The organism is Duganella sp. CF517 (genome assembly GCF_900110275.1).
GTDB lineage: Bacteria > Pseudomonadota > Gammaproteobacteria > Burkholderiales > Burkholderiaceae_D > Rugamonas.
Genome location: NZ_FODC01000006.1, coordinates 147,695 through 174,266 on the forward strand (window position 1 = coordinate 147,695; position 26,572 = coordinate 174,266).

Here is a 26,572-nt window from a genome sequence, read left to right on the forward strand (position 1 = left end):
TTCAGGGGGCTGTTTTGCGCACGTAATCCCGTGGCGAGCAGCCCATCACGCGCTTGAAGGCCGTGCTGAAGGCGCTTTCCGATTCATAGCCCAGCGACGGCGCGATCACCGAAAGCGGCGCGCTCGAATTGAGCAATTTATCCCCGGCCAGCAGCATGCGCCAGCGCGTCAGGTACTCCATCGCCGACGCCCCCACCATCGTTTTGAACTTGAGCGCGAAAGCCGAGCGCGACATTCCCGAACGCTGCGCCAGCGCTTGCAGGGTCCAGCGATGGGCCGGCTCCGCGTGCATGGCGCTCAGCGCCAATCCCATCTGGCGATCGGCCAGCGCGAACAGCCAGCCTACGCCGGCGCCCTCCTCCATATGCAGCCGCAGCGCCAGTATCAGCATCATGTGCGCCAAATGCTCGGCCATCAACGCGCTGCCCGGCCGCTGCCCGTGCAGCTCCTGGATCATGCGGTTGACCGACCACAGCAGCGCAGCCTGATCCGCTTCCTGGCGCAGATGCACAACCGGCGGCAGCATCGCCAACATGATCTCGCCATGGCTGTGGCCGAGGAAAAAGCGGCTGCCGACCATCATGCAAGCACCGCCGCCGTTGTGCACGATGACGCCGTCGACGCGCGGAGCCGCGACCACTTCCATGGAATCGGCCGCCGTCAGCGACAAATCGCTGCCCAGCACAAACGGCCGTCCGCTCGGCAGCAGGAAACAGTCGCCGGCCTTCAACAGCGTCGGTTCCGGCACGCCATCGACCGCCAGCCAGCACTGTCCCGAGACGATCGAATAGCATTTGATGCCGATGTTGGGCGGATAGCGGACGGCCCAGTCGCCGCCTGCATCGAAGCCGGCCGACACGTAGCTGCGCGGTCGGAGCAGCGCGAGGACTTCGGAGAGTGGATCCATCGATTTTGGACGAACGCGAAGATAATGCAGACTTTATAGCATGGATCGGATGCGATTCCGCTTCTATCATGGGCTTTTTAGTCAGCCAAGGAATTGACCATGCGTGTATTTGTGACTGGAGCGACGGGTTTCGTCGGTTCCGCAGTTGTTGAGGATTTGCTTCAAGCCGGCCATCAGGTGCTGGGACTGGCGCGCAGCGACCAGGCCGCCGCGACATTGACGGGGCTGGGCGCCGCGGTCCAGCGCGGCAGCCTGCTGGATATCGACAGCCTGGTCGCGGGCGCGAAGTCCTGCGATGGCGTGATCCACACCGCCTTCATCCATGATTTCTCGAACATGCCCGAATCGGCCAAAGCCGACCTGGCGGCGATCGAGGCGATTGGTGCGGCGCTGGCCGGTTCGGGCAAGCCGTTCGTGGTGACGTCGGCCATCGGGATATTGCAGCCCGGCCGGCTCTCCGTGGAAGGTGACGCGCCCATGGCCGGTTCGGCCGGGTCGTATCGTATCCCGTCGGAACTGGCGGCGCTGGCGCTGGGCGGACAGGGCGTGCGCGCGTCGGTGGTGCGGCTGCCGCCGTCGGTGCATGGCGACGGCGACCATGGTTTTGTTCCGGCGCTGATCGGGATCGCGCGCAAGCAGGGAAGTTCCGCTTACATCGGCGACGGGATGACTCGTTGGCCGGCGGTGCACCGGCGCGACGCGGCGCGTCTGTACAGGCTGGCGCTGGAGAGCGGCGCGGCGGGGTCGGTGTACCACGCCACGGCGCAGGAAGGCGTGGCGACACGGGAGATCGCCGCAGTGATCGGTCGGCGCCTGGCGGTGCCGGTGGTGGGCGTGTCGGCTGATCGGGCGGCTGAACATTTCGGTTTTATGGGGCGGTTCTTCGGGATGGATTGCCCGGCTTCCAGCGAGCAAACGCGGCGGCAGCTTGGCTGGCTGCCGGCGCATCCGGGTTTGCTTGAGGATATGGATCGGGAGGCGTACTTCGCCGCAGGACCGAATCCTTAAGCGGTGTCCTTCTTCGGCGCGCTGCCCGGCGCGGTGCGCGCCGCCACCTGGTTCATGCCTTCCAGATGCATGCGCAGCCACTTGTGCGCCGGGCTGCGCGCATCGCGTTCGTGCCACAGCATGTCCAGGTGGACCGCCGGCAGCTGGAACGGCAATTCCTTGGCGATCAGCGCATCGGTCATGCCGGTCGAGGCGATCAAGTGACGCGGCAACACCGTGATCAGGTCCGAATTCGCCACCACGCGGCCCGCCGTGAAGAACTGGTTCACCGTCAGCAGGATGCGCCGCTCGCGCTGGATCTGCGCCAGCGCCTCGTCGACCAGGCCGTGCGCGCGGCCCGAGAAACTCACCAGCAGGTGATTGGCCTTGCAATAATTGTCCAGGTTGAGCTCGACCTTGGCCAGCGGATGGTCGCGCCGCATCACGCAAACGTAATGTCCGGAATACAGCCGCTCGTGGCGGATCGGCGAACCGGTCTCGTACGACAGCTGGGCCGCCACGCCGGGGAAGAAGCCGACCGCCAGGTCGATGTCGCCGCGCAGCAGCATCGGCCGTGGTTCGCGCGTGGTCAACGGCACCATGCGCACGTTCACGCCGGGCGCTTCCACTTCGATCGAACGCATCAGCGATGGCAGCCAGAAGGCGGCGGTGGCGTCGGCCATCGCCATGCGGAACGTCGCGTGGGCGGCGGAGACGTCGAAGGTCTCCGGCGCCACGGCCGCTTCCAGGCTGGCCAGCGCGCTGCGCACGGACGGCCACAGCGATTCGGCGCGCGGGGTCGGCTTGACGCCGTAGGCGGTGCGGATCAGCAATTCGTCGCCCAGGCTCTCGCGCAGACGCTTGATCGCGTTCGAAACGGCGGGCTGGGTCATGGCCAGATGGCCGGCCGCGCGTGTCAGATTTTGTTCTGTCATCACGGCGTCGAAGACGCGTAACAAATTCAAGTCCAGCGTCAAAAAGCTCATGTTGGCTCAGGCAGTATGAAAATAGGATAAAGAATCAGAGTGGACAGTATCGAGAAATACACATTTCTCGTCAAGGACAAGCTTCGCCATTCACCGAACGAATAATTGTTATCGTGGAAGTAAATTGGATACTTATGCTGCGCTGCACTATAGTTAACTTGATTCTAAATGCACCGGTCTATCATGTCTACCATCATCTCAGTACTCCAAGCTCTTTCGTTCACCACCGTTATACAGCTGGCGCTGGCCGCCGTTGTCACCATCGGCCTGCTGATTTTGTTCAAACCGCTGCTGCGCGGCTGCGCGCGCGCCGCCGTGCTGATCGTCAAGCCGAAATTGACCAAGGAAGAACGCCTGCAGCGCCGTCAGATGCGCGATGCGATGATGCTTAAGCGCATGCTCAACACCAGCGAATGCGGTGCCAGCCATGCCGCCGAGCTGCGCGCGATGGCGTCGCGCGCCTAAGAAGATCAGTTAACGCTCGCCCAGCAGGGCGGGCTTGAGCGAGCTGTCCACCGGCTTGTCGCCCAGCCAGATCCGCAGCACGGCGTTGTAGAACGCCAGATCCGGCATCAACTCCCCGAGCTTTTTACCGTTCAGATAGCACTGGGTGCCCTCGCCCGGTATCCAGTCGAGCAGCATCTGGTCGCCTTTTTTCAGCGTCTGGATCTGCGCGAACACTTCGCCGAACTTCATCGTCTGCGCCAGGATGCGGGTGCGTTCGAATTTATCGGTATTGGAACTCAAGCCTTCCATGAAGGACTTGCCGAACTCGTCCGAGGTGACGTCGCGCAGCATGATGATGCTGACGCGGCGCGGGCCGGTGGCGCCGAGCACGTCGGGGACGGTGGTTTTCTTTTCGGCCAGGTACAGACCGGCCGCGTACACTTTGAAGATGACCTTGGTGCGCAGGCCGGCGCCGTTGAGCTTGAGTTCCTTGCCGGCCACGGTGGCGATGTCATCGAATTTGGCGCCGGCCACGTCGACGGTGGCGAACGCGGGCGACTGGACGCCGGCGGCCAGCACGGCCACCGCCATCAGACCCTTGATCAGTTGTCGGCGTCGCATGGCGGTCAGGCCTTGGCGGCCTGCAGGTGCTCGTATTTGGCGCGCAGTTGCTCTTCGGTCTCGCGCCAAGCGGGATTGAAGGGGATGCAGCTGACCGGACAGACCTGCTGGCATTGCGGCTCATTGAAATGGCCGACGCACTCGGTGCACTTGTCCGGATTGATTTCGTAAATTTCCGCGCCCATGTAGATCGCGTCGTTCGGGCACTCGGGCTCGCATACGTCGCAATTGATACAGTCGTCGGTGATCATTAAGGCCATGACGGAACTCGCTTATTCGGTCTGCGTAGCTGCGATTTTCTTTTGCAGCCAGCGGTCGACCGATGGGAAAACAAACTTGGAGACATCTCCGCCCAGCACGGCGATTTCGCGCACGATGGTGCCGGAGATGAACTGGTACTGGTCGGACGGCGTCAGGAACAGCGTTTCGACGTCCGGCAGCAGGTAGCGGTTCATGCCCGCCATTTGGAACTCGTACTCGAAGTCGGACACGGCGCGCAGGCCGCGCACGATGACGCGGGCGTCGTGCGCGCGCACGAAATCCTTCAACAGGCCGGAGAAGCTTTCCACTTTCACGTTCGGATAGTGGCCCAGCACTTCGTTGGCGATGGTCAGGCGTTCTTCCAGTGAAAAGAAAGGCTTCTTGTTCTTACTGTCGGCGACGCCGACCACCAGCGTGTCGAACAGACCCGATGCGCGACGCACCAGATCTTCGTGACCACGGGTCAGCGGATCGAACGTTCCCGGATAAACGGCTACTACCATTGCGGCTCCCTGCAGTGCACCAATATAGAACGCGCATTATGCCTGAAAAACGATGTTTGCCTTAATATCGGGCAGTTTGCAGAGAATTGCTTGCAACTTAGTTGTTACTAAGCCACTAAAGTCTTCAACTTCAGCAAATGGAAGAATACCATTCCCGCCTTGTCGGCGCGGAGCACTTCCCATTGCGCCATCCAATCGGGTGTCGCGTCGGCGTCGAATTCCAGCGCCGCGCCGGATTCAGCATAGACCAGTCCGCCCTCCGCCAGGATTCTTGTGCACTGCGGCAGGCAACGCTCCAAAAACTCTTGCTGATATGGGGGATCGAGGAAGATCAGGTCGAATTTCTGGCCGCGCGCGGCGGCCGACTGCGCCACCGCCAAGGCGTCGCCGCGCATGATCTGCACGTTGTCCGCCTTCAGCTTGGCCTTGATTTCATCGAGCTGCCGCACCACGGGTACATTGGAGTCGATCATCATGACCGACCTGGCGCCACGGCTGGCCGCCTCGAAGCCGAGCGCGCCGCTGCCCGCGAACAGGTCCAGCACCTGCGCATCGGCCCAGTTGGCGTCGCGCTGGTGGTTGATCCAGTTGAACACCGTCTCGCGCACGCGGTCCGGCGTCGGCCGCAAGCCCTGCGCGCTCAATACCGGCAGCGGCGTGCGTTTCCACGCGCCGCCGATGATGCGCACCTGGTTGCTGTGCTGGGGACCGTGGACCGGGACTTTTGCGGGTTTTGCGGCTTTGCTTGCTGGCTTCTTTGGCATGTGGCTGTGTTCTAAGTCATTGATACAACAGGGTCCACTATACCATACGGGCTTGCTGGCGCTGGTCAGCGGGCCTCCGCCGCCAGGCTGCGGAAGTCGTTGATCCAACCCTGCATGCGCTTCTGCGCGTGCGCCTTCTGCTCCGGCGTGGCGATCTTCACCACCGTCAGAATCAGCTGCAGGCTGCCCTGCTCGGACGCCTCGAAGAACTGTTTGTGCTCGGAATTCTCCAAACGGTTGAACGAATCCTTGATCAGCGTATTGATCAGCGGAATGGTCGCTTCCTTGCTTAACTTCTCCTGCCGCACCTTGCGCACCAGGGTCAGGATCGCGTTTTGACGGCGCTTGCGCTCGTTGAGCCAGATTTCGTTGTCCAGCGGACGGGCGTCGGAAGCCTTGCGGATCTGCTCTTCCTGTTCCGTCGAGAACTTGCCGAACCACAGCTCGAACTGCTCCATCGATTTTTTGTAGCGGAATTTTTGCTGGGCTTCCTTGTCGCCCTTCATGTTCTTCTTGCGGAAGTCGTCGAGGTTGGAGGCGAACTTCTTCTCCAGGGTGTCGATCTGGTCGGGCTCCAGCGACGTGGCCAGCCCGGCCAGTTCCGGCGCCGCCTTCAGCAGCAGCTTCTGCGTGCGGCCTTTGATATCGTCGTAGTCGGCTTGCAGGTCGGCGGCCGTCAGGTTGCCGGCCAGCTGCTTCTGACCCGTTTGCAGGATCTGCACGTAATCGTTCAACTGGGTCTTGCGGTGCCAGCTGAACAGCTTGTCGATCTCCTTTTGCACCACGCCTTTTTGATCGGAGGTCAGATCGACGTAACCGTCCAGCCACCAGTACAGCAAGGTATCGCCATTGTTATAGGCCAGGCGCAGCGAACTGCACGCGGCCAGCACGGTCATGAGCGCAATCAGGAAAAGGCGGCTTATCGTTCGGTTACCGTTTTGGGACATGTTAGACTTTTGCATTTACTCACTCACTCTATCTGGCTTCTTATGAACGTCGTTATTCTCGCCGCGGGTATGGGCAAACGCATGCAATCCGCGTTGCCGAAGGTTTTGCATCCACTGGCCGGCAAGCCATTGCTCTCGCATGTGCTCGATACCGCGCGCAGTCTGTCTGCCAGCCGATTATGCGTTATTTACGGACATGGGGGCGCTGCCGTGCAGGAACTGCTGGCCAGGCAGCCGGAAAAGGTCGCCACCGCGCTGCAGGAGCCGCAGCTGGGCACCGGCCACGCGGTGATGCAGGCGCTGCCGGAGCTGGACGACAGCGTGCCGACTTTGATCCTGTACGGCGACGTGCCGCTGACCACGAGCGCGTCGCTGCGGGCGCTGGTCGACGTGGCCGGCAACGACAAGCTGGGCATCCTGACGGTCGAGCAAGACGATCCATTCGGCCTGGGCCGCATCGTCCGCGAGAATAATGAAATTGTCCGCATCGTCGAACAAAAGGACGCCACCGAGGCCGAGCGCGCCATCAAGGAAATCAACAGCGGCATCATGGTCGCGCCGACCGCGCACCTGAAGCGCTGGCTCGCTGCGCTCAAGAACAACAACGCCCAGGGCGAGTACTACCTGACCGACATCGTCGCGCAAGCGGTGGCGGACGGGGTGCGGGTGGTGTCGGCGCAGCCGTCGGCGCAGTGGGAAGTGGCCGGCGTCAACAGCAAAGTGCAGTTGGCCGAGCTTGAACGCATCCACCAGCGCAACATCGCCCTCAAGCTGCTGGAACAGGGCGTGACGTTGATGGACCCGGCGCGCATCGATGTGCGCGGTGAGCTGATTTGCGGCCGCGACGTCACCATCGACGTCGGCTGCGTGTTCGAAGGCAAGGTCGAACTGGGCGACGGCGTGCGCGTGGCCGCCCACAACGTCATCTTCAACGCCCGCATCCTGGCCGGCGCCCAGATCAAGCCGTTCTGCCATATCGAAGAGGCGGTGGTGGGCGAAGTCTCGATCATCGGCCCCTATGCGCGGCTGCGTCCGGGCACGGTGCTGGCCGAGGACGTCCACGTCGGCAACTTCGTCGAAATCAAGAACGGCCAGGTCGCCGCGCACAGCAAGGCCAACCATTTGGCCTACATCGGCGACGCCACCATCGGCTCGCGCGTCAACATCGGCGCCGGCACGATCACCTGCAACTATGACGGCGTGAACAAATCGCGCACCGTCATCGAGGACGACGCCTTCATCGGCAGCGACAGCCAGCTGATCGCCCCGGTTACGGTCGGCAAGGGCGCCACCCTGGGCGCCGGCACCACGCTGAGCAAGGACGCCCCGGCCGGCAAGCTGACGATTTCGCGTCCGCGCCAGGTCACGATCGACAACTGGAGCCGCCCGGTCAAAAAGCCGAAATAAGGTGGTGTGGATAAACGTGTGGACATCCACCAGAACAAGCCGGGATAACTATCCCGGCTTTTTTATTTGTGGATAAAGATGTGGAGAAGCCTGCTGATAAGCCCTGAAGAAGCCAGGTATAAGCAGGGGAAATCTGCTGGACAACTTCGCTTGGGTGGGCGGCGACGCCCCGTAGGCCGCACTCAGCCTTGATATCGGCCGGATTGTGGATAAGCCTGTGGGAAATTATGTGGGTAACACAGGATAACTTTTAAATGTGGATAAGCCTGGGTATAAGCGGGTGCAAAGCCCCTGAACAAGCTGTGCAAACCACGGGAAAAGTCCATCGGCGAAAAGGTTGGTGTGAACAAACCTGTGCACAAGCAAGGGAAAAGCGGGGGATAAGCAAACGCGTCGGTCTATTCACACCGCGATTCGCGTCTCGAATTTGCTTCGGAACGTAGAAAAATACGCCTTCACATTCCGCACATTGGTTTGCGTCGCGAACAAGCGATGCGCCAGCGCGTGATAAGCAGGCATATCCGCCACCTGCACGATCAGCACGAAATCCGGCCCCGGCGCCACCCGATAGCACTGCAGTACCGCCTCCTCCCCCGCCACATGCGCCTCGAACTCGGCCATCCGCTCGGCCGCCTGGACATCCAGCGATATCTCCACGATCGCCGTCAAGCTCGGCCCGACCTTCTCCGGCGCGACAATCGCGACCTGCCGCTGGATAACCCCGGTTTCCGTCAAATGCTTGACCCTGCGCAGACAAGTCGGCGGCGACACATGGACTGCCAGCGCCAGCTCGCTGTTGGTTTGTGACGCATCAACCTGCAACACGTTGAGAATGCGACGATCTATCTCATCCATAAAATTTTCGCGCCTAAATGAAATAATATTTCATGCTATCGAAGTGATGAAATATTATTTCAGAAGACTGGATAATAAGAAAGCATATTTCATAGAGGCTGCTCTACGATGGCCTCCTAACTTAACAGAAGAGGTTTTCTATGTGCGGCATCGTCGGCGCGGTAGCGCAACGCAACATCACCCCGATCCTGATCGAAGGCCTCAAGCGCCTGGAATACCGCGGCTACGACTCCTGCGGCGTCGCCCTGCACGTCGACGGCAAACTGCAGCGCTCGCGCAGCACCTCGCGCGTGGCCGACCTGGAAAAGCAAATCGACGAAGCGCACATGAAAGGCTTCACCGGCATCGCCCACACCCGCTGGGCCACGCACGGCGCGCCGGCCTCGCACAACGCCCACCCGCACTTCTCGCCGTCGGCCGACCAGGCGCGCATCGCCCTGGTCCACAACGGCATCATTGAAAACCACGACGAACTGCGCGCCGAACTGACCGCGCTCGGCTACGTCTTCCAAAGCCAGACCGACACCGAGGTGATCGCCCACCTGGTCGACCACATGTACAACGGCGATCTGTTCGACACCGTCCAGCACGCCGTCAAACGCCTGCAAGGCGCCTACGCCATCGCCGTCTTCAGCCGCGAGGAACCGCATCGCGTGGTCGCCGCGCGCCAGGGTTCGCCGCTGATCGTCGGCATCGGCCAGGGCGAAAACTTCGTCGCCTCCGACGCCATGGCGCTGGCCGGCACCACCGACCAGATCATTTACCTGGAAGAAGGCGACGTGGTCGACCTGCAACTGGGCCGCACCTGGATCGTCGACGTCAACGGCAAGCCGGTGCAGCGCGAAGTCAAAACCGTGCTGGCGCACACCGGCGCGGCCGAGCTGGGCCCGTACCGCCACTACATGCAAAAGGAAATCTTCGAGCAGCCGCGCGTCATCGGCGACACGCTCGAAGGCGTCACCGGCATCATGCCGGAGTTGTTCGGCGACGGCGCCTACAACGTCTTCAAGCAGATCGACCGCGTGCTGATCCTCGCCTGCGGCACCAGCTATTACTCCGGCCTGACGGCCAAATACTGGATCGAATCGGTCGCCAAGATCCCGGTCAACGTCGAAATCGCCAGCGAATACCGCTACCGCGACAGCGTGCCGCATCCCAACACCTTGGTCGTCACCATCTCGCAAAGCGGCGAAACGGCCGACACCCTGGCCGCGCTCAAGCACGCCCGCAGCCTCGGCATGGAACACACGCTGACCATCTGCAACGTCGCCACCAGCGCCATGGTGCGCGAATGCAAGCTGGCCTACATCACGCGCGCCGGCGTCGAAGTCGGCGTCGCCTCGACCAAGGCCTTCACCACGCAGCTGGCCGCGCTGTTCCTGCTGACGTTGTCGCTGGCGCAAATCAACGGCCGCCTCACCGACGAAGAGGAAGCGCAGCATTTGAAGGCGATGCGCCACCTGCCGGTCGCCATCTCGGCCGTGCTGGCGCTGGAGCCGCTGATCATCGCCTGGGCCGACGACTTCGCGCGCAAGGAGAACGCGCTGTTCCTCGGGCGCGGCATGCACTACCCGATCGCGCTCGAAGGCGCGCTCAAGCTCAAGGAGATTTCGTACATCCACGCCGAGGCGTATCCGGCTGGCGAGTTGAAGCACGGCCCGCTGGCGCTGGTCACCGAGGAAATGCCGGTTGTCACCATCGCCCCGAACGACGCGCTGATCGAGAAGTTGAAATCGAACATGCAGGAAGTGCGGGCGCGCGGTGGTCAGCTGTATGTGTTCGCCGACGTCGATTCGCGGATCACCTCTGGCGAAGGCGTTCATGTGATCCGCTTGCCGGAGCACTATGGTTTGCTGTCGCCGATACTGCACGTGGTGTCGTTGCAGCTGCTGGCGTACCACTCGGCGCTGGCGCGTGGGACCGATGTGGACAAGCCCAGGAATTTGGCGAAGTCGGTGACGGTCGAGTAGAAATCCGAGTGCACGTGACGAGATGTGAACGGGCAATAAAGTCGGACGCAAAACAATAAAGTTCTACACGAAACAATATGTTTGACACAAATGGCCGAGGTGGACATGCTCTTAGGAACTTCCGCCTTCGGCCAACAGCGGCCCTTCGTGCCAGTCGCGAGATACTCGGTTTTAAAGGAAAAAGATGGGCGCAACACCTGAACAAATTCACGAAATGTTCTCCTGTTGCATGGGTTTCGCTCGAACGATGCTTGAACAGGCCGGGGATTTTTATCCATTCGGAGCTACACTCGCGGCTGACGGCGTTGTCGCCGCAGTCGGTGGAGATAATGGCGAGGAGAGGCCAAATCCAATAGAGATATATAAACTCTTGAGCGACGCCTTTGTAGCGGGCGCGCTAAATGGACAATTTGCAGGAGTGGCGCTTGCAGCCAACGTAAACATTCCTGCTCAATATTCTCCCACCGCGCCAGACGGTCTTCGGATACAGCTAGAAAGCTCCGGTTATGCTCGTTACGTTTATGTGCCTTATCGCGTAAAGAAGGAAGGCATATTCAAAAAGAAGATTGTCGTTGAATTCGACGAGCCGTTTAGCGTCGACATTGCAGCGAATTTTTTCGTCAGCACATCGTGAAAGGTGTGTAGCGCTTTAGATGAAGTAGAACCCAAGCGTCGGCTTTTCTTATGGACGAGAACCTAATTGGGCAACGACGGTTCGTCGGTCCAGCTTCCGGGATGGGTCGTTACGCATGCTGCCTGCGCTTGAGCCAGCGCGACATCGCCAACCACACCAAGGCGGGAACGATCCAGATCAACGGTATCGTGTAGAGCGGCAAGTTGAACGTGTTGTTGCCCGCCAAAACCACCGTAAGCATCAGGCTACCGGCCAGTCCCAATCCCATCCAGAGTTTATGCGACCAAGGCGCGCGCGACCTGAACAGACTGATCAAATATCCGACCAGCAACAGCAGCGTGGGGATCATGCCCAGGAAGAAGATCGTACCCACGCCGGGTGGCGGATGGGCGCTGGCGTCGGTAGCCGTGATGGCAAGCAGCAGCGCTGCATAGGCGCGCATGGTTCGCAGGTCCGGGGGGGTTGTCGGCCTGTCGGGTGTGCTGCTTGCATATCGCATCGTCGCCCGTTCCTTCCATAGATCCTGCGCGCCGCACAGCTGGAGCGAAGTACGATACCGATTACACCGAGTTGGGGGCGATGGTTCATCAGTATAAATCGCTCAGACTTCACTCAGCTGCCAGCGCTGGCGAATGCAGTCCATGCGCGCATTCTACCGAAGTTGGGCTACATTGGCCTGATTGTGCAATGGCGCCCAGCACCGTCCGTAAGGCGCAGCCGGTGACGACTCTGGCCAAAGATATCGCAATAGCGAAAGTCGCCGATTCGGGCCAAATGATCTGGGACACCAAGAGAACGCGCGGAGGCGACGGAAGCCTGTTGACCGAGGCCGGCCCGGTTTCCAACGCGTGACCCCGTTTCCAGATATCCATTTTTGGAGGTTTTTGCCTCGTCTGGTTTGAGATATCCGGACTCTCCGGCGCGCCATGCCGCGGTCCGCCTCCTTTGAGAAGTCGCGTGTCTTACAGGGAGTGCGCACATTTGCCTTTTGAGGGAGGCGACGCCTCTGTTGGAACGTTATTCTTCGGTGACCGGTGTAAGGCAGTGCCTGCCAACCCCCAACTTCACCGCGAAAGCGAACAATATGTCAGTGGAAAAAAAGTCCGAGAACCTGGGCGTCGCCTGGGAAAAAGCCTTCGGTTATGTCCAAGCCGTGAAGGTCAAGGACACGATCTATATTTCCGGTCAACTGAGTCATGATGGCGACGGCGCGCTGGTCGCTCCGGCCGAACTCGACGGATCGGGCAAGCCGATCAACTTCTCCAACATGGAAGCGCAACTGCACCAGACTTATGTGAACGCCATCGAGTTGCTGGCCCGCTACGGCGCAACCCTGGACGACGTGGTCGAAGAGACGTTGTATGTGCTCGACGTCGATGCCGCCTTCACTGCCGGCGCCAAGGTAAGAAAAGCGATGTATGGCTGCGAGCAGCCCCAGTGCGCAAGCAATATCATCGGCATCTCCCGCCTGGCATTCCCTGCGCAACTGGTGGAAGTGACGTTCCGGGCGGTCCTGGCCGATCGTGATTGAGACAGGATAGATCGTTGCTTGCCGGGTGCAGCGGCGCGACTGGCGTCGTGAATGTGGATTCGTTGTAAGGCGCCGCCGCCGCCCTAGAGTTCGGATTCTTCGGGCGACAGCGCCTGTTGGCGCTGCACCTTGCGGTTGATGGTGGCGCGCGACAGTCCCAGCGAGTCCATCAGCGCCTCTTTCGGCATGTCCATGGCCGAGGACAATTCGCCCACGCGCCGGGCCGGGACACCGGACCGGATGACGCGGATCCTGTCCGTGAAATCCATCTTGTACCGAGTGATGAACCCTCCGGTTTTGGTGCCACGCCGGAGCCGAAGCAACGGCGTCGAGCTCTGACAATATCTTGGCGCTTTGCCGTTACCGGATATTTACCAGCGTCGACGGCTGTTCCTGGGACGCCTCGGCAGGCTTTGCCCAAGTCGCATCCGGCTTCAAGAGCAGCAACTGCTCCTCCATCACCCGAAACGCCAGCGGGTTGTCCATGTAGCTCACCTCGCCATCCATGGCCACCTTGACCTGGCGGCGCCGCGCCAGCCTGCGGCCTTTCACCGTCACCTGCATCTGCTTGAAGCTGAAGGTGGTCAGTTCGTCGCCTTGATCCAGCCGCCCCATCCTGCCCAGTGCGCCGTGCAACAGCAACCACAACATCCCCAGCTTGCCTTTGGTGCGTGGCGCCACCGCCGCCAGCCGGCCATCCTCCAGCGCGGCGCTCATCGGCGGAATGCCGATCTGCTCCATTTGCAGGCGATTATTGCCGACAAAGAAGGTCGCGGTGCGCAGCCGCTGCAAGCGGCCGTCGATTTGCAGCGCCAGCCGCAGGCGGCGATGCGGGCTCAGCACGGTTTTCAGCGCCGACAGCGCCGCCACCAGCCGGCTGCGGCCGAACTGCTTCTTGTCCAGTTCGCGCTCCTCCAGCAGCTTCGGATACAGGCCGATGCTGGCGTTGACCAGGAACACGCGGTCGTTGACCATGCCCACCTGCACCTGGTGCAGGCGCGCGGCGAGCAGCGCGTGCACCGCTTCGCTCAGGTCTTCGGGAATGCCGTGGGTGCGGCCGAAATAATTGAAGGTGCCCTGCGGCAGCACGCCAAACGCGCAGCCGTGCGTGATCGCCTGCCGCGCCACCGCGTTGATGGTGCCGTCGCCGCCGGCCGCCACCAGCACGCCGCCGGCGTCGGCCGCCTGTCTGGCAAGTTGGCCGGCGATCTCGTCGATGGTGTCCGGCTGGTCGACGATGGTCAACTCGAACTGCCGGCCGGCATCGCGCAGCACCGTTTCGATGGTCGTGCGGCGCTCCTCGGTCTCGGAATGGCCGGAGCCGGCATTGAGGGCGATGAAAAAACGGGCGTCGGGCGAGATCGGGGTAGCTGGCATGGGGCAAGGTCGGTTGGTCCATCATCACCGGCGCGGTGCGGCAAGTCATTGTATCCTTGGCATCACGTCGCATATGCTCGTTAGCACACAGATATCAATGCATGCCGCCATCGCCGATGGGTTCGGCCCGGCCTGCCGCCATCCTAAACCCGGCTTTGGGTACACTACGTCCATGACAACCAAAACGACGTTAATCCAAAGCTGGCGTTCATTGTGGGAACTGCGTCCCCGCCACGATGTTCCCACCGTCACCCGCCTGGCGATCGCGTCGCTGATCGCCGTCGCCCTGGCCATCGGGCTCATGTCATTTGTCGCCATCTTCGGCCGTGTCGACCGGCCCGGCTGGTGGTGGGCGTCGATGCTGCCGAATATCGCGATCTGCCTGTGCATCGTGCACACGCTGTTCGGCGTGCTGCGCCTTGCCGAGCGCTGTCTGCCGCCGCACCTGGTGGCGCGCCTGTCCGATGTGCGCGACATCCGCGCGGGCATGGCGCTGTCCGCCCTGGCACTGCTCGGCATCATCCTCGGCATGACCATCGGCTTCACGATCGTCCCGATCCTGGTGGGATTCAACGTCTGGGGCATGTTCATTTCGCTGCCGGCCGCGCTGACCAAATTCGCCGTGTTCATTCTGTTCGTTCTGGCCGTCAACTGGGTCTGGTGGCGCGCGCGCCTGCGCCAGCAGCAGCTCCAGGGCGAGGTCACGGAGGCCCGCCTGCGCCTGTTGCAAGGGCAGATCGAGCCGCACTTGCTGTTCAACACGCTGGCCAACATCCAAAGCCTGATGGACTACGACCCTCCCCGCGCCAAGCGGATGATCGAGACGTTCTCCAGCTATCTGCGCGGCAGCCTGGGGCAGCTGCGCCAGACCGACAGCACCCTGGCGGCCGAACTCGACATGACGCGCAATTACCTTTCCTTGCTGCAGATCCGCATGGACGACCGGCTGCGTTTCCACCTCGACGCCAGCGACGAGGCACTGCTGGCCGTCATGCCGACGCTGATGTTGCAACCGCTGGTCGAGAACGCGATCCAGCACGGCCTCGCTCCCAAGCTCGAAGGCGGCAGCGTGGCCGTCAACGCCGTCGTGCGCGGCGGACGGCTGGAGGTGCGCGTCGTCGACGACGGCATGGGCTTGAACGCAGCGGGCAAGCAGCTGCGCCCCGGCGCCGGCATGGCGCTGGCCAACCTGCGCTCGCGTTTGCAGACCCAGTTCGGCGCCGACGCCAGCTTGACCCTGCAAGCGCGCGACAGCGGCGCCGAGGTCGTGCTCGACATGCCTTACCGCAGCCGCGCCACCGCGCCCGCGCCGGAGCTGGCGGCATGACGCGCGCGCTGATCGCGGACGACGAGCCGCATCTGGCGCATTACCTGCGCGACCAGTTGCAGGCCCTGTGGCCGGAACTGCGGATCGTCCATGTCGCCCGCAACGGCGTCGACGCCGCCGCCCGCATCGCCGAGCTCGAACCGGACCTCGCCTTCCTCGATATCCAGATGCCCGGCCTGTCCGGCCTCGAGGTGGCGCAGGGGATCGAAGGGCAGACGCGGGTGGTCTTCGTCACCGCCTTCGACGAGTTCGCGCTGCAAGCGTTCGAGCACGCCGCGCTCGACTATGTACTCAAGCCGGTCAGTACGGAAAGGCTGGGGCGCACGGTGGCGCGCCTGCGCGCGGCGCCCGCCGCGCCGTCCGGCCCGGCGATGGCGCGGGTGCTGCACCAGCTGACGGCCGCGCCGTCCCGCCCGCGGCTGCGCTACATTCTGGCTTCCCAAGGCGACCGCGCCCACCATATCGACGTCGCCAACATTCGTTTTTTCTTTGCCGATGACAAGTACACGGTCGTCGCCAGCGTCGACGGCGAATTCCTGATCCGCACGCCGATCACCGAGCTGGCCGCGCAGCTCGATCCGGAGCAATTCTGGCAGGTCCACCGCTCCACGCTGATCAACCTGGCCTGGCTCGAGGGCACGCGCCGGGACCAGGCCAGCCGCCTGTTCGTGCGCATGCGCGGCCATGCCGGCGAGTTGCCGGTGAGCCGGGCGTTCGTCCACCTTTTCAAGGCGATGTAGCCGGCGCTTGCCGTTCGTCGCGCCCATTGTCGATTCGTCGCACGGCCGATGCGCAGGCGGGCGCCATCGGCGATGCTGGCGTTTTCTTCCGAGGAAACGCCAATGTTCAAGCCGGTCCTTTTTCTTTTCTGCGCCGCCGCCGCAGCAGCAGCGCCCACTTTCGCCGCGCCGCCCGCGCCGCTTGTCGACACCATCGACGGCCGCCGGGTCGAGTCGCTGACCTTGCGCCATCCCACGGCGGAGGCGGTCGTGGTGTTCGAGAGCGGCTCGCGCAACACCATCGACAAGTGGGGCACGGTGCCCGGGCAGCTCGCACAGGAGGCATCGGTGTTCGTCTATAACCGCCCGGGCTATGGCAACAGCGAGGTGGCCGCCACGCCGCGCGACGGCCGCACGATCGTGGAGGAGCTGCGCGGTATCCTGCGGCATAAGGATCTGAAGCCGCCATACGTTCTGGTCGGCCATTCCCTCGGCGGCCTGTACATGCAGCTGTTCGCCAGGATTTATCCGGACGAGGTGAAGGCGCTGGTGCTGGTCGACGCGATCTACCCGCGCATGATCAAGAAAACGCAAGATTTTCCGCTGATGACGCGCATCGCCGGCCAGCTCGCCTTCTCCCGCTCGGTGTGGCGCGAAATCGAGAAAATCGACGAGACCGGCGACATGGTCCTGGGCCTTCCCGGCATCGACGACAAGCCGATCGTGCGGCTGGTGAACCAGCCGACCTCCAGCACCGCGATCGGCGTCGACTTCGGCGCCTTCCGCATGGACAGCGCCACCCGCGACGCGGTGCGCGCGCTGTATCCGAAGGCGAAGACGGTGGTGGCGGACTCCAGCCACCAGATGGCGCTGACGTCGCCGGACATCGTCGCCGCCGCGATTCGCCAGGTGCTGCCGCCACCACGCGATAAAACCTTCGCCGGCCAATAAGCGATAACGCTAACCGTGGACCACCGTCACGCGCGGCCAGCGCGCCGGATAGTTTTTCTGCGCGACGCGCAGGCGATACGTCGCCATGCTCACCCGCGCCGGATTGCGGCGCACCACGCAATCGAACAGATCGTCCAAGCCGTGCGGCGCGATCACTTCGATGGTATCGTCCCGATGCAGGCATAGGCCGACGGCGGTGGCGTATTCCGGCCAGGAGCCGACGCCGTCGCGAAGCGATGCCAGCGGCTCGACCGCATGGCCGAAATACGCCTCGAACCAGCGATGCACCGACGCCTGATTGGTCACTTCCCACGCAATCCCCGGCATCGCGCCGTGAAGACGGCGCTGCAGGTCCGCTTCCGTTTCCGGCGCCAGATCCGACGCGTCGAAATAGGCCACGTCCACGTCGGCCAGTTGCGACGGCGTCTCATAGCCGTGCAAGGCGTCCCACACCAGATTGCGGACCGCGCCGGCGCCGATGCACCATGACGAGAGGCCCAGATCCCGCACCGCCGCCAGCGCCGCGCTGAACCACGCGGAAGAGCACGCGAGATGCCGCAGGCGCTGCGTCAACTCGTCTGCGCGGGCAGTGTCGATGTCGGTTTTCAGATCGGCGCCCTTTCCTCGGAACGCAAGGTAAGCACCCGCGCGCCGTGGCGCGTCACCGCCACCGTGTGCTCGAACTGCGCGGACAGCTTGCCGTCCGTGGTCACCACGGTCCAGCCGTCATCCTCGGTGTGCACGGTGCGGCGGCCCTGGTTGAGCATCGGTTCGATGGTGAAGACCATGCCTTCCTGTAGCACCAAGCCCGTCCTTGGCTTGCCCCAATGCAGCACCTGCGGCGGTTCGTGCATCTCGCGGCCGATGCCGTGTCCGCAATATTCCCGGACCACCGAATAGCCGTTGCGGCGCGCGTGGCGTTCGATGGCGTGGCCGACGTCGCCCAGCCTGGCGCCCGGCCGCACCGCCTTGATGCCTTTCCACATCGCCTCGTAGGTCACTTCCACCAGCCGCCTGGCCAGCGGCGAGACCGCGCCGACGAGGTAGGTTTTGCTGGAATCGGCGATGAAGCCGTTCTTCTCCAAGGTGATATCGAAATTGACGATATCGCCGTCGCGCAGGATGTCGGTGGTGGACGGCACGCCGTGGCACACCACGTTGTTGCGGGAAGAGTTGAGCGAATAGGCGAACCCGTACTGCCCCTTGCTGGCCGGACGCGCGCGCAGTTCGTTGACGATGAAGCCGTCGACCAGGTCGTTGACCTGCATGGTCGACATGCCGATCAGGCTGAACTGGTCCAGATGGCCGAACACGCTGGCCAGCAGCTTGCCCGATTCCGCCATCAGCGCGATTTCTTCCGGTCGCTTGGTCATCCGATCGCGCTCCGGAACTGGGTGTCGGCCTCGACCCCTACCCCCGCCGCGCGCAACTCCCCGGCGACGATCTGGTTGAAACTGAGCGTGGGATTCATTTCGCACAGCATGCCGATCTTGATCCAGAACGCCGCCTGCGCGTTGATCGAGCGGCAGCCCACGCCGCTGGCCTTGCGAATCTGGTCGTGCAGATTGTCGTCGATGTTGACGATGCCCATAAGTAATCCTATATACGAAGTGTATATGGATTGTATATTCATCGTGTGGTCCGGCGCAAGCGGCTTTGCTAGACTTTCCGCTCCTCGGGGATCGGCCGCACCACCAGCAAAAGGTAGGACATGGCGCCGACGAAGGCGATGCCGGCGCCGGTCAGCAGCGCCGGCACGAACGACCAGGTCTGGGCGATGTAGCCGGTCAGGATGGGCGCCAGCGCGCCGCCGAGGAAGCCGCCGAAATTCTGCAAGGCCCCGAGCGAGGCGATGCGGCTGGGCGGCGCCGCCACGGTGGCGAGCGACCAGGCGCAGGCCGACGAGGCGTTGGCCAGGAAGATGACCATCGAGATGCAGGCGACGGCCAGCACGTTGCTGTCGACCAGCGCGGCCGGCACCGTGAACACCACCATGCCCAGGGTGGCGACCACCACCGCGTTGCGGCGGCCGGACATCTGCGACTTGGCCCTGCTGGCGACGCGGTCCGAGGCCCAGCCGGCGATCAAGGCGCCGGCGAAGCCGCAGATGAATGGAATCGACGACGCCAGGCCGGCGCCCGCCAGATCCATATGCCGCTCGGTGCGCAGGTAGCCCGGCAGCCACGTCAGGTACACCCAGTTCAGGTACACCGAGCCGAAGAAGCCGAGCATCATGCCCCACGTGGTGCGGTGCCGGAACAGTGCGCACCAGGCGGCGAAGCCGGTCGCGCCGGCCGCCGGTGCGGCGACGCCGCCGTCCAGATAGGCGCGCTCGTCGGCGCCCAGCCGCGCCGGCGCCGGATCGCGGTACAGCGCCACCCACACCACCGCCGCCACCAGGCCCATGGCGCCGGTGACGAAGAAGGCCCAGTGCCAGCTGGTGGCGGCGATCAGCGGCGCCAGCAACAGCGGCGCGAGCGCGACGCCCAGCGGCGAGGCGGAATTGTAGATGCCGGTCGGCGTGCCGCGCGCGCGCGGCGGGAACCAGTTGCTTACCACCCGCGCCGCCGCCGGAAATTGCGGCGCCTCGCCGATGCCCAGCGCGATGCGGGCGATCACGAACCAGCCGAAGCTCGAGGCCAGCCCGCCGGCCGCCTGCGCCAGCGACCACACCACCAGGCCGATGCCGAGCAGCCAGCGCGGCCCGATCTTGTCGACCAGCGCGCCCACCGGCAGCTGGCACAGCGCGTAGCTCCACGAGAACGCCGACAGCAGCAAGCCCATCTGGCCAAGCGACAGGCCGAGGTCGGCGCGGATGTATTCGTTGGCGACGGCCAGGGTGGCGCGGTCGAGGTAGTTGATGACGCCGCACACCACCAGCAGCACCAGCGCCAGGGTTTGGCTGCGGCGGATGCGGGGCGGGGTATCGTGGGCGGAGAATTTGGTCATTGCGGAAAGCGGCTGTACGGTTAGCGCGACACCGTCGCGGCGAGGGCGTTCCTGCCGGAACGTTGGGAAGACAACACGAGAGTATAGAGCACGCAGGACGCTGCGGACCCGGCCGCCGACCGCAATGTATGGTACCGCACGGAGTTCCGCATGGAAATAAACAACACTGTCACAGGGCGTTCTTTCCACCTTTCCAGCCCGGTCCATTTCTGATCATCTATCGAACCATCCCGCAGATCCGCCCAACCCGGTTAGCTGCTACCAGGAGTAAGCAATGCAAAAGCTAATCACGCGCGTGCGCATCTCGGTGTCGTTGTCGGCCCTGATCACCTTGGCCGTCGGCCTGGCGCTGACGGCGGCGCTGTTCGTCACCGTGCGCAAGGTCGAAATAGCGCGCCAAACCGTGCAATTCCAGCAAAACGCCACGCTGCGCATCAACGCCGTCGTCGGCGGCGTGCGCGACGCCGCCGAACAGGTCGACGTGCTGCAGCGCGTGTTCGCCACCTTCGGCGCCGTCAGCCGCGAGCAATTCGGCCGCCTGAGCGTGCCGCTGCTGAAGCAATCGCCGCAAATCCAGGCACTCGGTTTCGAACGCCTGCTCCGGCACGCCGACCGCGCCGGCTACGAGGCCGCGATGCGCCGCCGCGTGCCCGGTTTCACGCTGACCGAGCTGTCCGACGGCGAGGTGCGCGGCGCCGCCGTGCGCGACAGTTATCTGGTGGTCGATTACCTGGAGCCGTCTTTCGGCAACGAAGCGCATCTGGGACTGGACACGGCGCCGATGGCCGAGCTGGCCGAGGCGCGCCGCGCGTCGCGCGAGCGCGGCGGCAGCGCCGGCACCAGCGTGCTGCCGCTGCTGTTCGCCGCCGGCCGGCACACGGGCTTCCGCGTGGTGGCGCCGGTGTTTTGGCAGGGCGCGCCGCTCGACAACGCCGCCGCGCGCCGGCGCGCCGTCATCGGCGAGCTGGTCGCCGAACTGCGGGTCGACCGCCTGTTCGAGCCGGTGCTCGCGGCGCGCGGCTTCGCGGCGCAACAAAACGTCGGCATGCGCCTGTTCGCCGCCGCCCCCGGCGCCGCGCCGCGCCTGATCGCCGGCCACGGCGATGTCGCCGCCGCCTTCGCACCCGCCGGCGCCCCGCGCTGGCTGCCGGCATGGCTGTTCTACGACCGGCCGGCGCCGGTGGTGTCGTCGTTCGCGCTGGCCGAGCAAACCTTGCGCCTGGAGGTGGCCCAGGCGGCGACCTTCTTCGCCGACGGCCACAACGGTTCGATGTACGCGCTGCTGGGCGGCCTGCTGTCGACGCTGCTGGCGACGGCCTACATCTACGCGCTGGTGTCGCGGCTGGGCTTGATCGAGCGGGCCACCCGCGCGCGCACCGCCACCCTGGAATTCGCCAACCTGCGGCTGGCCGAGGATCTGGCCCGGCGCGCCCAGACCGAGCAGGGGCTGCGGCTGCGCGAACGCGTGATCGAGGTGTCCGCCAACGCCATCATCCTGTGCAGCGCCCGCGCGCCCGAGCACGCGATCGAGTACGTCAATCCGGCGTTCGAGCGCATCACCGGCTTCAGCGCGCAGGAGGTGCTGGGGCGCGGACTCGATTTCCTGCACGGCAGCAGCCAATACCAGGGCAACATCGAGCAGATCCATCACGCGCTGCGCGACCAGACCGAAGGCCATGCGCTGGTGCGCAACCACCGCAAGGACGGCAGCGGCTACTGGAGCGACCTGTTCGTCGCGCCGGTGCGCGACCAGGACGACAAGGTCAGCCACTTCGTCGTGGCCCAGTACGACATCTCGGCGGCGATGGGCTACGAGGCCGAGATCGAATACCAGGCCACGCACGACAGCCTGACCGGCCTGGCCAACCGCAACTTGCTGCGCGAGCACCTGAACGACGCCATCGCCGGCGCCCGGCGCCGGGGCGGCACGTTCTGGGTCGCCTTCCTGGACCTGGACCGCTTCAAGTTCGTCAACGACACGCTCGGGCACGAGGCCGGCGACAAGCTGCTCAAAATCGTCGCCGAGCGCCTGCTGGGCTGCGTGCGCGAAACCGACACCGTGGCGCGCGTCGGCGGCGACGAGTTCATGCTGGTGCTGCCCGACCATCCCGAGGACGGCACCGGCGTCGCGATCCTGAACCGCATCATGGACGCGATCGCGCAGCCGATCCTGGTCGCCGGCCACGAGTTCGTCGTCCACTGCAGCATCGGCGTGGCCACCTACCCGACCGACGGCGAGAGCGCCGAGAGCCTGACCCGTTTCGCCGACATCGCCATGTACCGCGCCAAGGAGCTGGGCCGCAACGCCTTCCAGTTCTACACGGCCGAGATGAACGAGCGCACCCTGGACCGGCTCAAGATCGAGGGCGACCTGCGGCGCGCGCTCGAGCGCGACGAATTCGTGCTGCACTACCAGCCGCAGCTCAATCTGCGCAGCGGCAAGATCGTCGGCATGGAGGCGCTGCTGCGCTGGAACCATCCGACCGAGGGCATGATCGCGCCGTCGCGCTTCATCGGCCTGGCCGAGGAGATGGGGCTGATCGTGCCGATCGGCGCCTGGGTGCTGCGCACCGCGTGCCTGCAGACGATGGCCTGGCAGCGCGCCGGCTACCGCACGCTGCGGGTGGCCGTCAACCTGTCGCCGCGCCAGTTCAGCCAGCAAGCGCTGGTGCAATCGATCGCCGGGCTGCTGCGCGAGACCGGCATGACCCCGTCGCTGCTGGAGCTGGAGCTGACCGAGGGCACGGTGATGCACGACGTCGACCACGCCATCGAAGTGCTGCGCAACCTCAAGTCGCTCGGCGTGCACATCTCGATCGACGATTTCGGCACCGGCTATTCGAGCCTGTCCTATCTGCGGCGCTTCCCGATCGACGTGCTCAAGATCGACCAATCGTTCGTGCGCGAACTGAGCATCGACGCCGACGACGCCGCCATCGTGCGCGCCATCATCACCCTGGCGCACAGCCTGCGGCTGGAGGTGATCGCCGAAGGCGTCGAGAACGCTGCGCAGCTCGATTTCCTGCGGGCCGAGGGGTGCGACCTGATGCAAGGCTACCACTACAGCCGCCCGCTCGGCGCCGAGGCGTTCGAGCAGTTGCTGCGGCAAGACCTGCGGCTGCCGACCAGCCCGGTGGTGCGCTACACCCGCTCAGACAGCCGGGCGATCGTCGATACGGGCCAGCAGATCGGCGCGTTCCTGGCCGATGTGAAAGCCGGCCGCGCCCATCGACATGCCGGCCGCCCCCAGCGCGAAACCAGCGAGCTGTAAGCCGGACTCGATCGCTTCGGACACCACTTCGGTGGCGCCGGCCTGCTTGAGCGCGCGCGCGTGCTTCTCGTCGCGCGCCCGCGCCAGCAGGCACAGTTGTGGATAATGCCGCCGCAGCGCGCCGACCGCGTGCAGCGCCGCGTGCGGGTCGTCCATGGTCAGCACCACGCAGGCGGCCTCGTTGACGCCGAGGCGCCGCAACAGCTCCGGCAGCGCGGCGTCGCCGGAGAACACGCGCTCGCCGTGGCGTTGGCCACGGGCGTGGTCGACCAGGTGGCGGTCGCGTTCGACGGCGATGTAGCGGATGCCCTGCCGGTCGAGCACGTCGGCGATCAGCCGGCCGACGCGGCCGAAGCCGCCGATGATGACGTGGCCGCTCAGATCGGCGGCCGGCTGCGGTTCGCTGTTCGACGCCGCCGCCTCGCGCCCGGCGCGTTCGCGCCGCGCCAGGGCCGCGCCGACGGCGGCCGCGGCGGGCGCGATCAGCATGCTCAGGCTGACCACCAGCAGCAGGAATTGGCTGGCCTCCGGCGTCAGCAGCCGCGTGCTGACCGCGTAGGCGAGGATGATGAAGGCGAACTCGCCGCCCTGCCCCAGCAGCAAGCCGCCCTGCAGGGCGGTGGCCCAGCCTAGCCGGCCCCAGCCGCCCAGTAAAAGCGCCACCACCGCCGCCTTGATCGCGAGCAGCCCCAGCACCGAGGCCGGCAGCAGCAGCGGGAACGCCGCCACCAGCCGCAAATCGACCGCCATGCCGACCGCCATGAAGAACAGCCCCATCAGCAAGCCTTTGAACGGCTCGACGATGATTTCGACTTCGTACTGGAATTCGGTGTCGGCCAGCAGCAGCCCCGCCAGCAACGCGCCCAGCGCCAGCGACAGGCCGCTGGCCGCCGTCAGCGCGGCGATGCCCAGCACCATCAGCAGGATCAGCGCGACGAACACGTCCGGCTGGCGCTGGACGGCGGCCGAGGACAGCAGCGGCTTGGCGACGCGCCTTCCCACGAGGTACAGCAAGGTGATGGTGGCCGCCGCCTTGGCCACGGCCACCAGCAGCGTCCATGCCAGCGCCTGGCCGCCGCCGCCGGCCAGCCCCTCGACCAGGATCAGCGCCGGCACCACGGCCAGGTCCTGCAGCATCAGGATCGCGAAGCACTTCTGGCCCAGCGCGGTTTTCAGCGCGTGCTGCTTGCTCATCAGCTCTATCGCCACGGCGGTGCTGGACATGGCCAGCGTCAGCCCGATCGCCATGGCGGCGGCGGGCGGGTTGCCGAACAGGTAGGCGCACAGGCCGATCACGCTGGCGGTGATGCCGACCTGGGCCGCGCCGGTGCCGAACACGTCGCGCCGCAGGGACCACAGCCGCGTCGGCGACAGCTCCAGCCCGATCATGAACATCAGGAACACGATGCCCAGCTCGGCCAGCGACTTGATGCGCTCGACGTCCTGGAACGTCACCAGCGCCAGCCACGGCGCGCCGCCGGCCCAGTCGCCGATGCCGTGCGGGCCGAACAGGATGCCGGCCACCAGGAATCCCAGCATTTGGTTGACGCGCAGCCGCTGCAGGACCGGCACCAGGATGCCGGCCAGGGCCAGGAAAAGCAGCGCTTCGCGCAGATGATGGGCGGACATGCGGGGCCGGGGCGATAGTGGAGTTGCTTCGAGTGTAGGGGCTGCGCTCCGTTGACACAAGGGAAGGATACCTAGCCGGAGGGGGACGGGGTGTCGGCAGGCCCGTGGCCTGGCGGTCCGGGACCGAGCGGCTTTGTGGTATCCGACCAGCGGGCAAGGTGGCAAGCACCGCGCCCGCGGCGTCGATGCGGCCCGGCTAGCGCGGCGCGCTCAGCGGCGCGCGCGGTTTGTCTGCGGGCGCCATGTCGTCCCAGCCCAGGTCGACCACCACGCGGTCGCGCCCGGCGTCCTTGGCCGCGTACAGGGCCTCGTCGGCGCGTTTGATGGCGTCGCCGATATCGTCGTTCGGCGTCAGCTCGGCGATGCCGAACGAGGCGGTGATGCCGGGCTGGATGGGCCAGCGCGCGTTGTTCAAGCCGGCGCGCAGTTTTTCCGCCAGCACGCGCGCCTGTTCGGCGCTGGTGCCCGAGCAAATGATCAGGAATTCCTCGCCGCCCCACCGCACCAGCTTGTCGCTGGAGCGGATGCCGGCCGTGATCTCGGCGGCGAACTGGCGCAGCACGGCGTCGCCGGCGTCGTGGCCGTGCTGGTCGTTGATGTGCTTGAAATGGTCGATGTCGGTAAACACCACCGACATCGGCGCGGCCAGGATCGCCGGGGTGCTCATCAGCGCCGCCCGCAGGCCCTGGCGGTTCAGCGCGCCGGTCAGCGGGTCGGTGTTGACCTGCTCGACCAGCTCGCGCGCCTCGAGCTGCAGAGCCCGGTTGACTTCGCTCAGCAGATTGAGCCGTTTGCTGCTGTGGCGCAGCTGGCGCCGCAATTGCAGCGACGCCACCAGCGGCCAGCTGACCGCGCACAGGATCCACGCCCCCATCAGCAGCATGTACAGGCGGCCCTGGCTGATCCATTTTCCATGGAAGCGCAGCGAGCGCAGATCGATGATGTGTTCGCCGGCCTGGTTGGCCGCGCCGGTCATTAGTTCGACCCGGGTGACGTTGTCCATGCGCACCCCGGACGCGGCCAGCGGCACGCGCTTGTAGTCGATCCACCAGGTGGCCGTGTGGAACACGTTGAGCGGAATCCCGGCGACGCCGCGGTCCGGCACCTCGAACTCGAGCTCGTTGATTTTCTGCGACATCCAGTCTGACACGGTCGACACTTCCGGTTCGAAATTCATCAGCATCAGGCGCAGCGCGTGGCGTCCCGGGCCGCGGTAATGGACGTCGACGCTGACCGAGTCGAATTCCGACAAGTCCATGCCCTTGCCGGTTTGGCTGATGACGAACAGGTATTTGCAGCTGGGCCAATCGATCGTGCGCATCAACCGGCAGCGCAGGCGCAACACGCCGTCGCCGCGCTCGAGCGTGGCCACGCTCGAGCCGCCGCTGCTGACGTCGCCCTGCACTTCGAGCATGACGTTGTTGCGGTGGGACAGATCGATGACCCGTTCCATGCCGTAGTGGTGCCAAATAAGCAAGCCGATGGTGACGGCCATCAGCATGCCCGTGACATGGCGCATGAAGGACGGG

At 64.6% G+C, this 26,572-nt stretch carries 27 protein-coding genes; 10 read left to right on the forward strand and 17 right to left on the reverse strand.

What is annotated here, in order from left to right; all coding sequences use genetic code 11:
- Nucleotide 1: 1 nt before the first annotated feature.
- Nucleotides 2-907, reverse strand: coding sequence for an AraC family transcriptional regulator (locus tag BMX85_RS22805; RefSeq protein WP_090324192.1), 906 nt, complete (start codon nucleotides 905-907; stop codon nucleotides 2-4).
- A gap of 99 nt (nucleotides 908-1,006) precedes the next feature.
- On the opposite strand from BMX85_RS22805, the gene BMX85_RS22810 reads away from it, so the two are divergent.
- Nucleotides 1,007-1,915 (forward strand): SDR family oxidoreductase, encoded by a 909-nt coding sequence (locus BMX85_RS22810; RefSeq protein WP_090324734.1) that lies wholly within the window; start codon nucleotides 1,007-1,009, stop codon nucleotides 1,913-1,915.
- Here BMX85_RS22810 and BMX85_RS22815 read toward each other — a convergent pair.
- The gene (locus BMX85_RS22815) at nucleotides 1,912-2,880 is read right to left on the reverse strand and encodes a LysR family transcriptional regulator (RefSeq protein ID WP_090324195.1); all 969 of its coding nucleotides are present in this window, start codon (nucleotides 2,878-2,880) and stop codon (nucleotides 1,912-1,914) included. The two genes, BMX85_RS22810 and BMX85_RS22815, sit on opposite strands and share 4 nt — an antisense overlap.
- 183 nt (nucleotides 2,881-3,063) lie before the next feature.
- Here BMX85_RS22815 and BMX85_RS22820 point away from each other — a divergent pair, with 183 nt between their 5' ends.
- Nucleotides 3,064-3,345 carry a hypothetical protein gene (locus BMX85_RS22820; protein WP_229210635.1) on the forward strand — a complete coding sequence of 94 codons (282 nt, stop codon included), beginning with the start codon at nucleotides 3,064-3,066 and terminating at the stop codon, nucleotides 3,343-3,345.
- 9 nt (nucleotides 3,346-3,354) lie between these two features.
- Here BMX85_RS22820 and BMX85_RS22825 read toward each other — a convergent pair whose 3' ends face one another.
- The 5 genes from BMX85_RS22825 to BMX85_RS22845 form a co-directional block, all read right to left on the reverse strand.
- Nucleotides 3,355-3,948 (reverse strand): chalcone isomerase family protein, encoded by a 594-nt coding sequence (locus BMX85_RS22825; protein WP_090324200.1) that lies wholly within the window; start codon nucleotides 3,946-3,948, stop codon nucleotides 3,355-3,357.
- A gap of 5 nt (nucleotides 3,949-3,953) precedes the next feature.
- Complete coding sequence (locus BMX85_RS22830; protein WP_090324202.1) at nucleotides 3,954-4,208, reverse strand: YfhL family 4Fe-4S dicluster ferredoxin; 255 nt, start codon at nucleotides 4,206-4,208, stop codon at nucleotides 3,954-3,956.
- Between the two features lie 12 nt (nucleotides 4,209-4,220).
- Nucleotides 4,221-4,712 carry a pantetheine-phosphate adenylyltransferase gene (gene coaD, locus BMX85_RS22835; RefSeq protein WP_090324204.1) on the reverse strand — a complete coding sequence of 164 codons (492 nt, stop codon included), beginning with the start codon at nucleotides 4,710-4,712 and terminating at the stop codon, nucleotides 4,221-4,223.
- Between the two features lie 107 nt (nucleotides 4,713-4,819).
- Nucleotides 4,820-5,476 (reverse strand): 16S rRNA (guanine(966)-N(2))-methyltransferase RsmD, encoded by a 657-nt coding sequence (rsmD, locus tag BMX85_RS22840; protein WP_090324207.1) that lies wholly within the window; start codon nucleotides 5,474-5,476, stop codon nucleotides 4,820-4,822.
- A gap of 65 nt (nucleotides 5,477-5,541) precedes the next feature.
- Nucleotides 5,542-6,372, reverse strand: a complete 831-nt coding sequence (locus BMX85_RS22845; protein ID WP_229210636.1) for a DUF6279 family lipoprotein — start codon at nucleotides 6,370-6,372, stop codon at nucleotides 5,542-5,544.
- Nucleotides 6,373-6,465: 93 nt separating this feature from the next.
- Between BMX85_RS22845 and glmU the strand changes: the two genes are divergently transcribed.
- Nucleotides 6,466-7,830, forward strand: a complete 1,365-nt coding sequence (glmU, locus tag BMX85_RS22850) for a bifunctional UDP-N-acetylglucosamine diphosphorylase/glucosamine-1-phosphate N-acetyltransferase GlmU (protein ID WP_090324210.1) — start codon at nucleotides 6,466-6,468, stop codon at nucleotides 7,828-7,830.
- A gap of 402 nt (nucleotides 7,831-8,232) precedes the next feature.
- On the opposite strand, the gene BMX85_RS22855 is transcribed toward glmU, so the two are convergent.
- On the reverse strand, nucleotides 8,233-8,685 hold the full coding sequence (locus BMX85_RS22855; protein ID WP_090324212.1) for an Lrp/AsnC family transcriptional regulator: 453 nt from the start codon (nucleotides 8,683-8,685) through the stop codon (nucleotides 8,233-8,235).
- Between the two features lie 140 nt (nucleotides 8,686-8,825).
- Between BMX85_RS22855 and glmS the strand changes: the two genes are divergently transcribed.
- Together glmS and BMX85_RS30230 are read left to right on the forward strand one after the other, a co-directional pair.
- Nucleotides 8,826-10,655, forward strand: a complete 1,830-nt coding sequence (glmS, locus tag BMX85_RS22860; RefSeq protein WP_090324215.1) for a glutamine--fructose-6-phosphate transaminase (isomerizing) — start codon at nucleotides 8,826-8,828, stop codon at nucleotides 10,653-10,655.
- Between the two features lie 184 nt (nucleotides 10,656-10,839).
- Nucleotides 10,840-11,289, forward strand: coding sequence for a hypothetical protein (locus tag BMX85_RS30230; RefSeq protein WP_143068049.1), 450 nt, complete (start codon nucleotides 10,840-10,842; stop codon nucleotides 11,287-11,289).
- A gap of 109 nt (nucleotides 11,290-11,398) precedes the next feature.
- On the opposite strand, the gene BMX85_RS22865 is transcribed toward BMX85_RS30230, so the two are convergent.
- Nucleotides 11,399-11,731 (reverse strand): hypothetical protein, encoded by a 333-nt coding sequence (locus BMX85_RS22865; RefSeq protein WP_090324217.1) that lies wholly within the window; start codon nucleotides 11,729-11,731, stop codon nucleotides 11,399-11,401.
- A 567-nt stretch (nucleotides 11,732-12,298) separates the two neighbouring features.
- Here BMX85_RS22865 and BMX85_RS22870 point away from each other — a divergent pair.
- Complete coding sequence (locus tag BMX85_RS22870; RefSeq protein ID WP_229210637.1) at nucleotides 12,299-12,820, forward strand: Rid family hydrolase; 522 nt, start codon at nucleotides 12,299-12,301, stop codon at nucleotides 12,818-12,820.
- 83 nt (nucleotides 12,821-12,903) lie between these two features.
- On the opposite strand, the gene BMX85_RS31335 is transcribed toward BMX85_RS22870, so the two are convergent.
- Nucleotides 12,904-13,089, reverse strand: a complete 186-nt coding sequence (locus BMX85_RS31335; RefSeq protein ID WP_090324222.1) for an antitoxin Xre-like helix-turn-helix domain-containing protein — start codon at nucleotides 13,087-13,089, stop codon at nucleotides 12,904-12,906.
- Between the two features lie 91 nt (nucleotides 13,090-13,180).
- Complete coding sequence (locus BMX85_RS22880) at nucleotides 13,181-14,197, reverse strand: diacylglycerol/lipid kinase family protein (protein ID WP_090324225.1); 1,017 nt, start codon at nucleotides 14,195-14,197, stop codon at nucleotides 13,181-13,183.
- Between the two features lie 172 nt (nucleotides 14,198-14,369).
- Here BMX85_RS22880 and BMX85_RS22885 point away from each other — a divergent pair, with 172 nt between their 5' ends.
- The 3 genes from BMX85_RS22885 (at nucleotide 14,370) to BMX85_RS22895 (ending at nucleotide 17,194) form a co-directional block, all read left to right on the forward strand.
- Entirely contained in the window at nucleotides 14,370-15,524 is a 1,155-nt protein-coding gene (locus BMX85_RS22885) for a sensor histidine kinase (protein ID WP_177196862.1), read from the forward strand.
- On the forward strand, nucleotides 15,521-16,264 hold the full coding sequence (locus tag BMX85_RS22890) for a LytR/AlgR family response regulator transcription factor (protein WP_090324229.1): 744 nt from the start codon (nucleotides 15,521-15,523) through the stop codon (nucleotides 16,262-16,264). Before BMX85_RS22885 ends, BMX85_RS22890 begins: the two co-directional genes overlap by 4 nt.
- 102 nt (nucleotides 16,265-16,366) lie before the next feature.
- Entirely contained in the window at nucleotides 16,367-17,194 is an 828-nt protein-coding gene (locus BMX85_RS22895; RefSeq protein WP_090324232.1) for an alpha/beta fold hydrolase, read from the forward strand.
- A 9-nt stretch (nucleotides 17,195-17,203) separates the two neighbouring features.
- Here BMX85_RS22895 and BMX85_RS22900 read toward each other — a convergent pair whose 3' ends face one another.
- From BMX85_RS22900 to BMX85_RS22915, 4 genes are all read right to left on the reverse strand, one after another.
- Nucleotides 17,204-17,767 carry a nucleotidyltransferase family protein gene (locus BMX85_RS22900; protein WP_090324233.1) on the reverse strand — a complete coding sequence of 188 codons (564 nt, stop codon included), beginning with the start codon at nucleotides 17,765-17,767 and terminating at the stop codon, nucleotides 17,204-17,206.
- Between the two features lie 32 nt (nucleotides 17,768-17,799).
- Entirely contained in the window at nucleotides 17,800-18,567 is a 768-nt protein-coding gene (gene map, locus BMX85_RS22905; RefSeq protein WP_090324235.1) for a type I methionyl aminopeptidase, read from the reverse strand.
- Nucleotides 18,564-18,785 (reverse strand): ParD-like family protein, encoded by a 222-nt coding sequence (locus BMX85_RS22910; protein ID WP_090324238.1) that lies wholly within the window; start codon nucleotides 18,783-18,785, stop codon nucleotides 18,564-18,566. Before BMX85_RS22910 ends, map begins: the two co-directional genes overlap by 4 nt.
- Before the next feature lie 68 nt (nucleotides 18,786-18,853).
- On the reverse strand, nucleotides 18,854-20,143 hold the full coding sequence (locus BMX85_RS22915; protein ID WP_090324240.1) for an MFS transporter: 1,290 nt from the start codon (nucleotides 20,141-20,143) through the stop codon (nucleotides 18,854-18,856).
- Nucleotides 20,144-20,417: 274 nt separating this feature from the next.
- Here BMX85_RS22915 and BMX85_RS22920 point away from each other — a divergent pair, with 274 nt between their 5' ends.
- Nucleotides 20,418-23,414: a bifunctional diguanylate cyclase/phosphodiesterase gene (locus tag BMX85_RS22920; protein ID WP_090324243.1), complete on the forward strand. Its 2,997-nt coding sequence runs from the start codon at nucleotides 20,418-20,420 to the stop codon at nucleotides 23,412-23,414.
- Here BMX85_RS22920 and BMX85_RS22925 read toward each other — a convergent pair.
- On the reverse strand, nucleotides 23,295-25,043 hold the full coding sequence (locus BMX85_RS22925) for a cation:proton antiporter domain-containing protein (RefSeq protein WP_090324246.1): 1,749 nt from the start codon (nucleotides 25,041-25,043) through the stop codon (nucleotides 23,295-23,297). The two genes, BMX85_RS22920 and BMX85_RS22925, sit on opposite strands and share 120 nt — an antisense overlap.
- Nucleotides 25,044-25,239: 196 nt before the next feature.
- Nucleotides 25,240-26,562 (reverse strand): GGDEF domain-containing protein, encoded by a 1,323-nt coding sequence (locus tag BMX85_RS22930; protein WP_177196863.1) that lies wholly within the window; start codon nucleotides 26,560-26,562, stop codon nucleotides 25,240-25,242.
- Nucleotides 26,563-26,572 lie beyond the last annotated feature (10 nt).

What these genes read in the sequence shown, in the direction of transcription:
- BMX85_RS22805 (WP_090324192.1), bottom strand. Translation starts at nt 907, where the DNA reads ATGGATCCACTCTCCGAAGTCCTCGCGCTGCTCCGACCGCGCAGCTAC.
- BMX85_RS22810 (WP_090324734.1), top strand. Translation starts at nt 1,007, where the DNA reads ATGCGTGTATTTGTGACTGGAGCGACGGGTTTCGTCGGTTCCGCAGTT.
- BMX85_RS22815 (WP_090324195.1), bottom strand. Translation starts at nt 2,880, where the DNA reads ATGAGCTTTTTGACGCTGGACTTGAATTTGTTACGCGTCTTCGACGCC.
- BMX85_RS22820 (WP_229210635.1), top strand. Translation starts at nt 3,064, where the DNA reads ATGTCTACCATCATCTCAGTACTCCAAGCTCTTTCGTTCACCACCGTT.
- BMX85_RS22825 (WP_090324200.1), bottom strand. Translation starts at nt 3,948, where the DNA reads ATGCGACGCCGACAACTGATCAAGGGTCTGATGGCGGTGGCCGTGCTG.
- BMX85_RS22830 (WP_090324202.1), bottom strand. Translation starts at nt 4,208, where the DNA reads ATGGCCTTAATGATCACCGACGACTGTATCAATTGCGACGTATGCGAG.
- coaD (WP_090324204.1), bottom strand. Translation starts at nt 4,712, where the DNA reads ATGGTAGTAGCCGTTTATCCGGGAACGTTCGATCCGCTGACCCGTGGT.
- rsmD (WP_090324207.1), bottom strand. Translation starts at nt 5,476, where the DNA reads ATGCCAAAGAAGCCAGCAAGCAAAGCCGCAAAACCCGCAAAAGTCCCG.
- BMX85_RS22845 (WP_229210636.1), bottom strand. Translation starts at nt 6,372, where the DNA reads ATGACCGTGCTGGCCGCGTGCAGTTCGCTGCGCCTGGCCTATAACAAT.
- glmU (WP_090324210.1), top strand. Translation starts at nt 6,466, where the DNA reads ATGAACGTCGTTATTCTCGCCGCGGGTATGGGCAAACGCATGCAATCC.
- BMX85_RS22855 (WP_090324212.1), bottom strand. Translation starts at nt 8,685, where the DNA reads ATGGATGAGATAGATCGTCGCATTCTCAACGTGTTGCAGGTTGATGCG.
- glmS (WP_090324215.1), top strand. Translation starts at nt 8,826, where the DNA reads ATGTGCGGCATCGTCGGCGCGGTAGCGCAACGCAACATCACCCCGATC.
- BMX85_RS30230 (WP_143068049.1), top strand. Translation starts at nt 10,840, where the DNA reads ATGGGCGCAACACCTGAACAAATTCACGAAATGTTCTCCTGTTGCATG.
- BMX85_RS22865 (WP_090324217.1), bottom strand. Translation starts at nt 11,731, where the DNA reads ATGCGCGCCTATGCAGCGCTGCTGCTTGCCATCACGGCTACCGACGCC.
- BMX85_RS31335 (WP_090324222.1), bottom strand. Translation starts at nt 13,089, where the DNA reads ATGGATTTCACGGACAGGATCCGCGTCATCCGGTCCGGTGTCCCGGCC.
- BMX85_RS22880 (WP_090324225.1), bottom strand. Translation starts at nt 14,197, where the DNA reads ATGCCAGCTACCCCGATCTCGCCCGACGCCCGTTTTTTCATCGCCCTC.
- BMX85_RS22885 (WP_177196862.1), top strand. Translation starts at nt 14,370, where the DNA reads ATGACAACCAAAACGACGTTAATCCAAAGCTGGCGTTCATTGTGGGAA.
- BMX85_RS22890 (WP_090324229.1), top strand. Translation starts at nt 15,521, where the DNA reads ATGACGCGCGCGCTGATCGCGGACGACGAGCCGCATCTGGCGCATTAC.
- BMX85_RS22895 (WP_090324232.1), top strand. Translation starts at nt 16,367, where the DNA reads ATGTTCAAGCCGGTCCTTTTTCTTTTCTGCGCCGCCGCCGCAGCAGCA.
- map (WP_090324235.1), bottom strand. Translation starts at nt 18,567, where the DNA reads ATGACCAAGCGACCGGAAGAAATCGCGCTGATGGCGGAATCGGGCAAG.
- BMX85_RS22910 (WP_090324238.1), bottom strand. Translation starts at nt 18,785, where the DNA reads ATGGGCATCGTCAACATCGACGACAATCTGCACGACCAGATTCGCAAG.
- BMX85_RS22915 (WP_090324240.1), bottom strand. Translation starts at nt 20,143, where the DNA reads ATGACCAAATTCTCCGCCCACGATACCCCGCCCCGCATCCGCCGCAGC.
- BMX85_RS22920 (WP_090324243.1), top strand. Translation starts at nt 20,418, where the DNA reads ATGCAAAAGCTAATCACGCGCGTGCGCATCTCGGTGTCGTTGTCGGCC.
- BMX85_RS22925 (WP_090324246.1), bottom strand. Translation starts at nt 25,043, where the DNA reads ATGTCCGCCCATCATCTGCGCGAAGCGCTGCTTTTCCTGGCCCTGGCC.
- BMX85_RS22930 (WP_177196863.1), bottom strand. Translation starts at nt 26,562, where the DNA reads ATGCGCCATGTCACGGGCATGCTGATGGCCGTCACCATCGGCTTGCTT.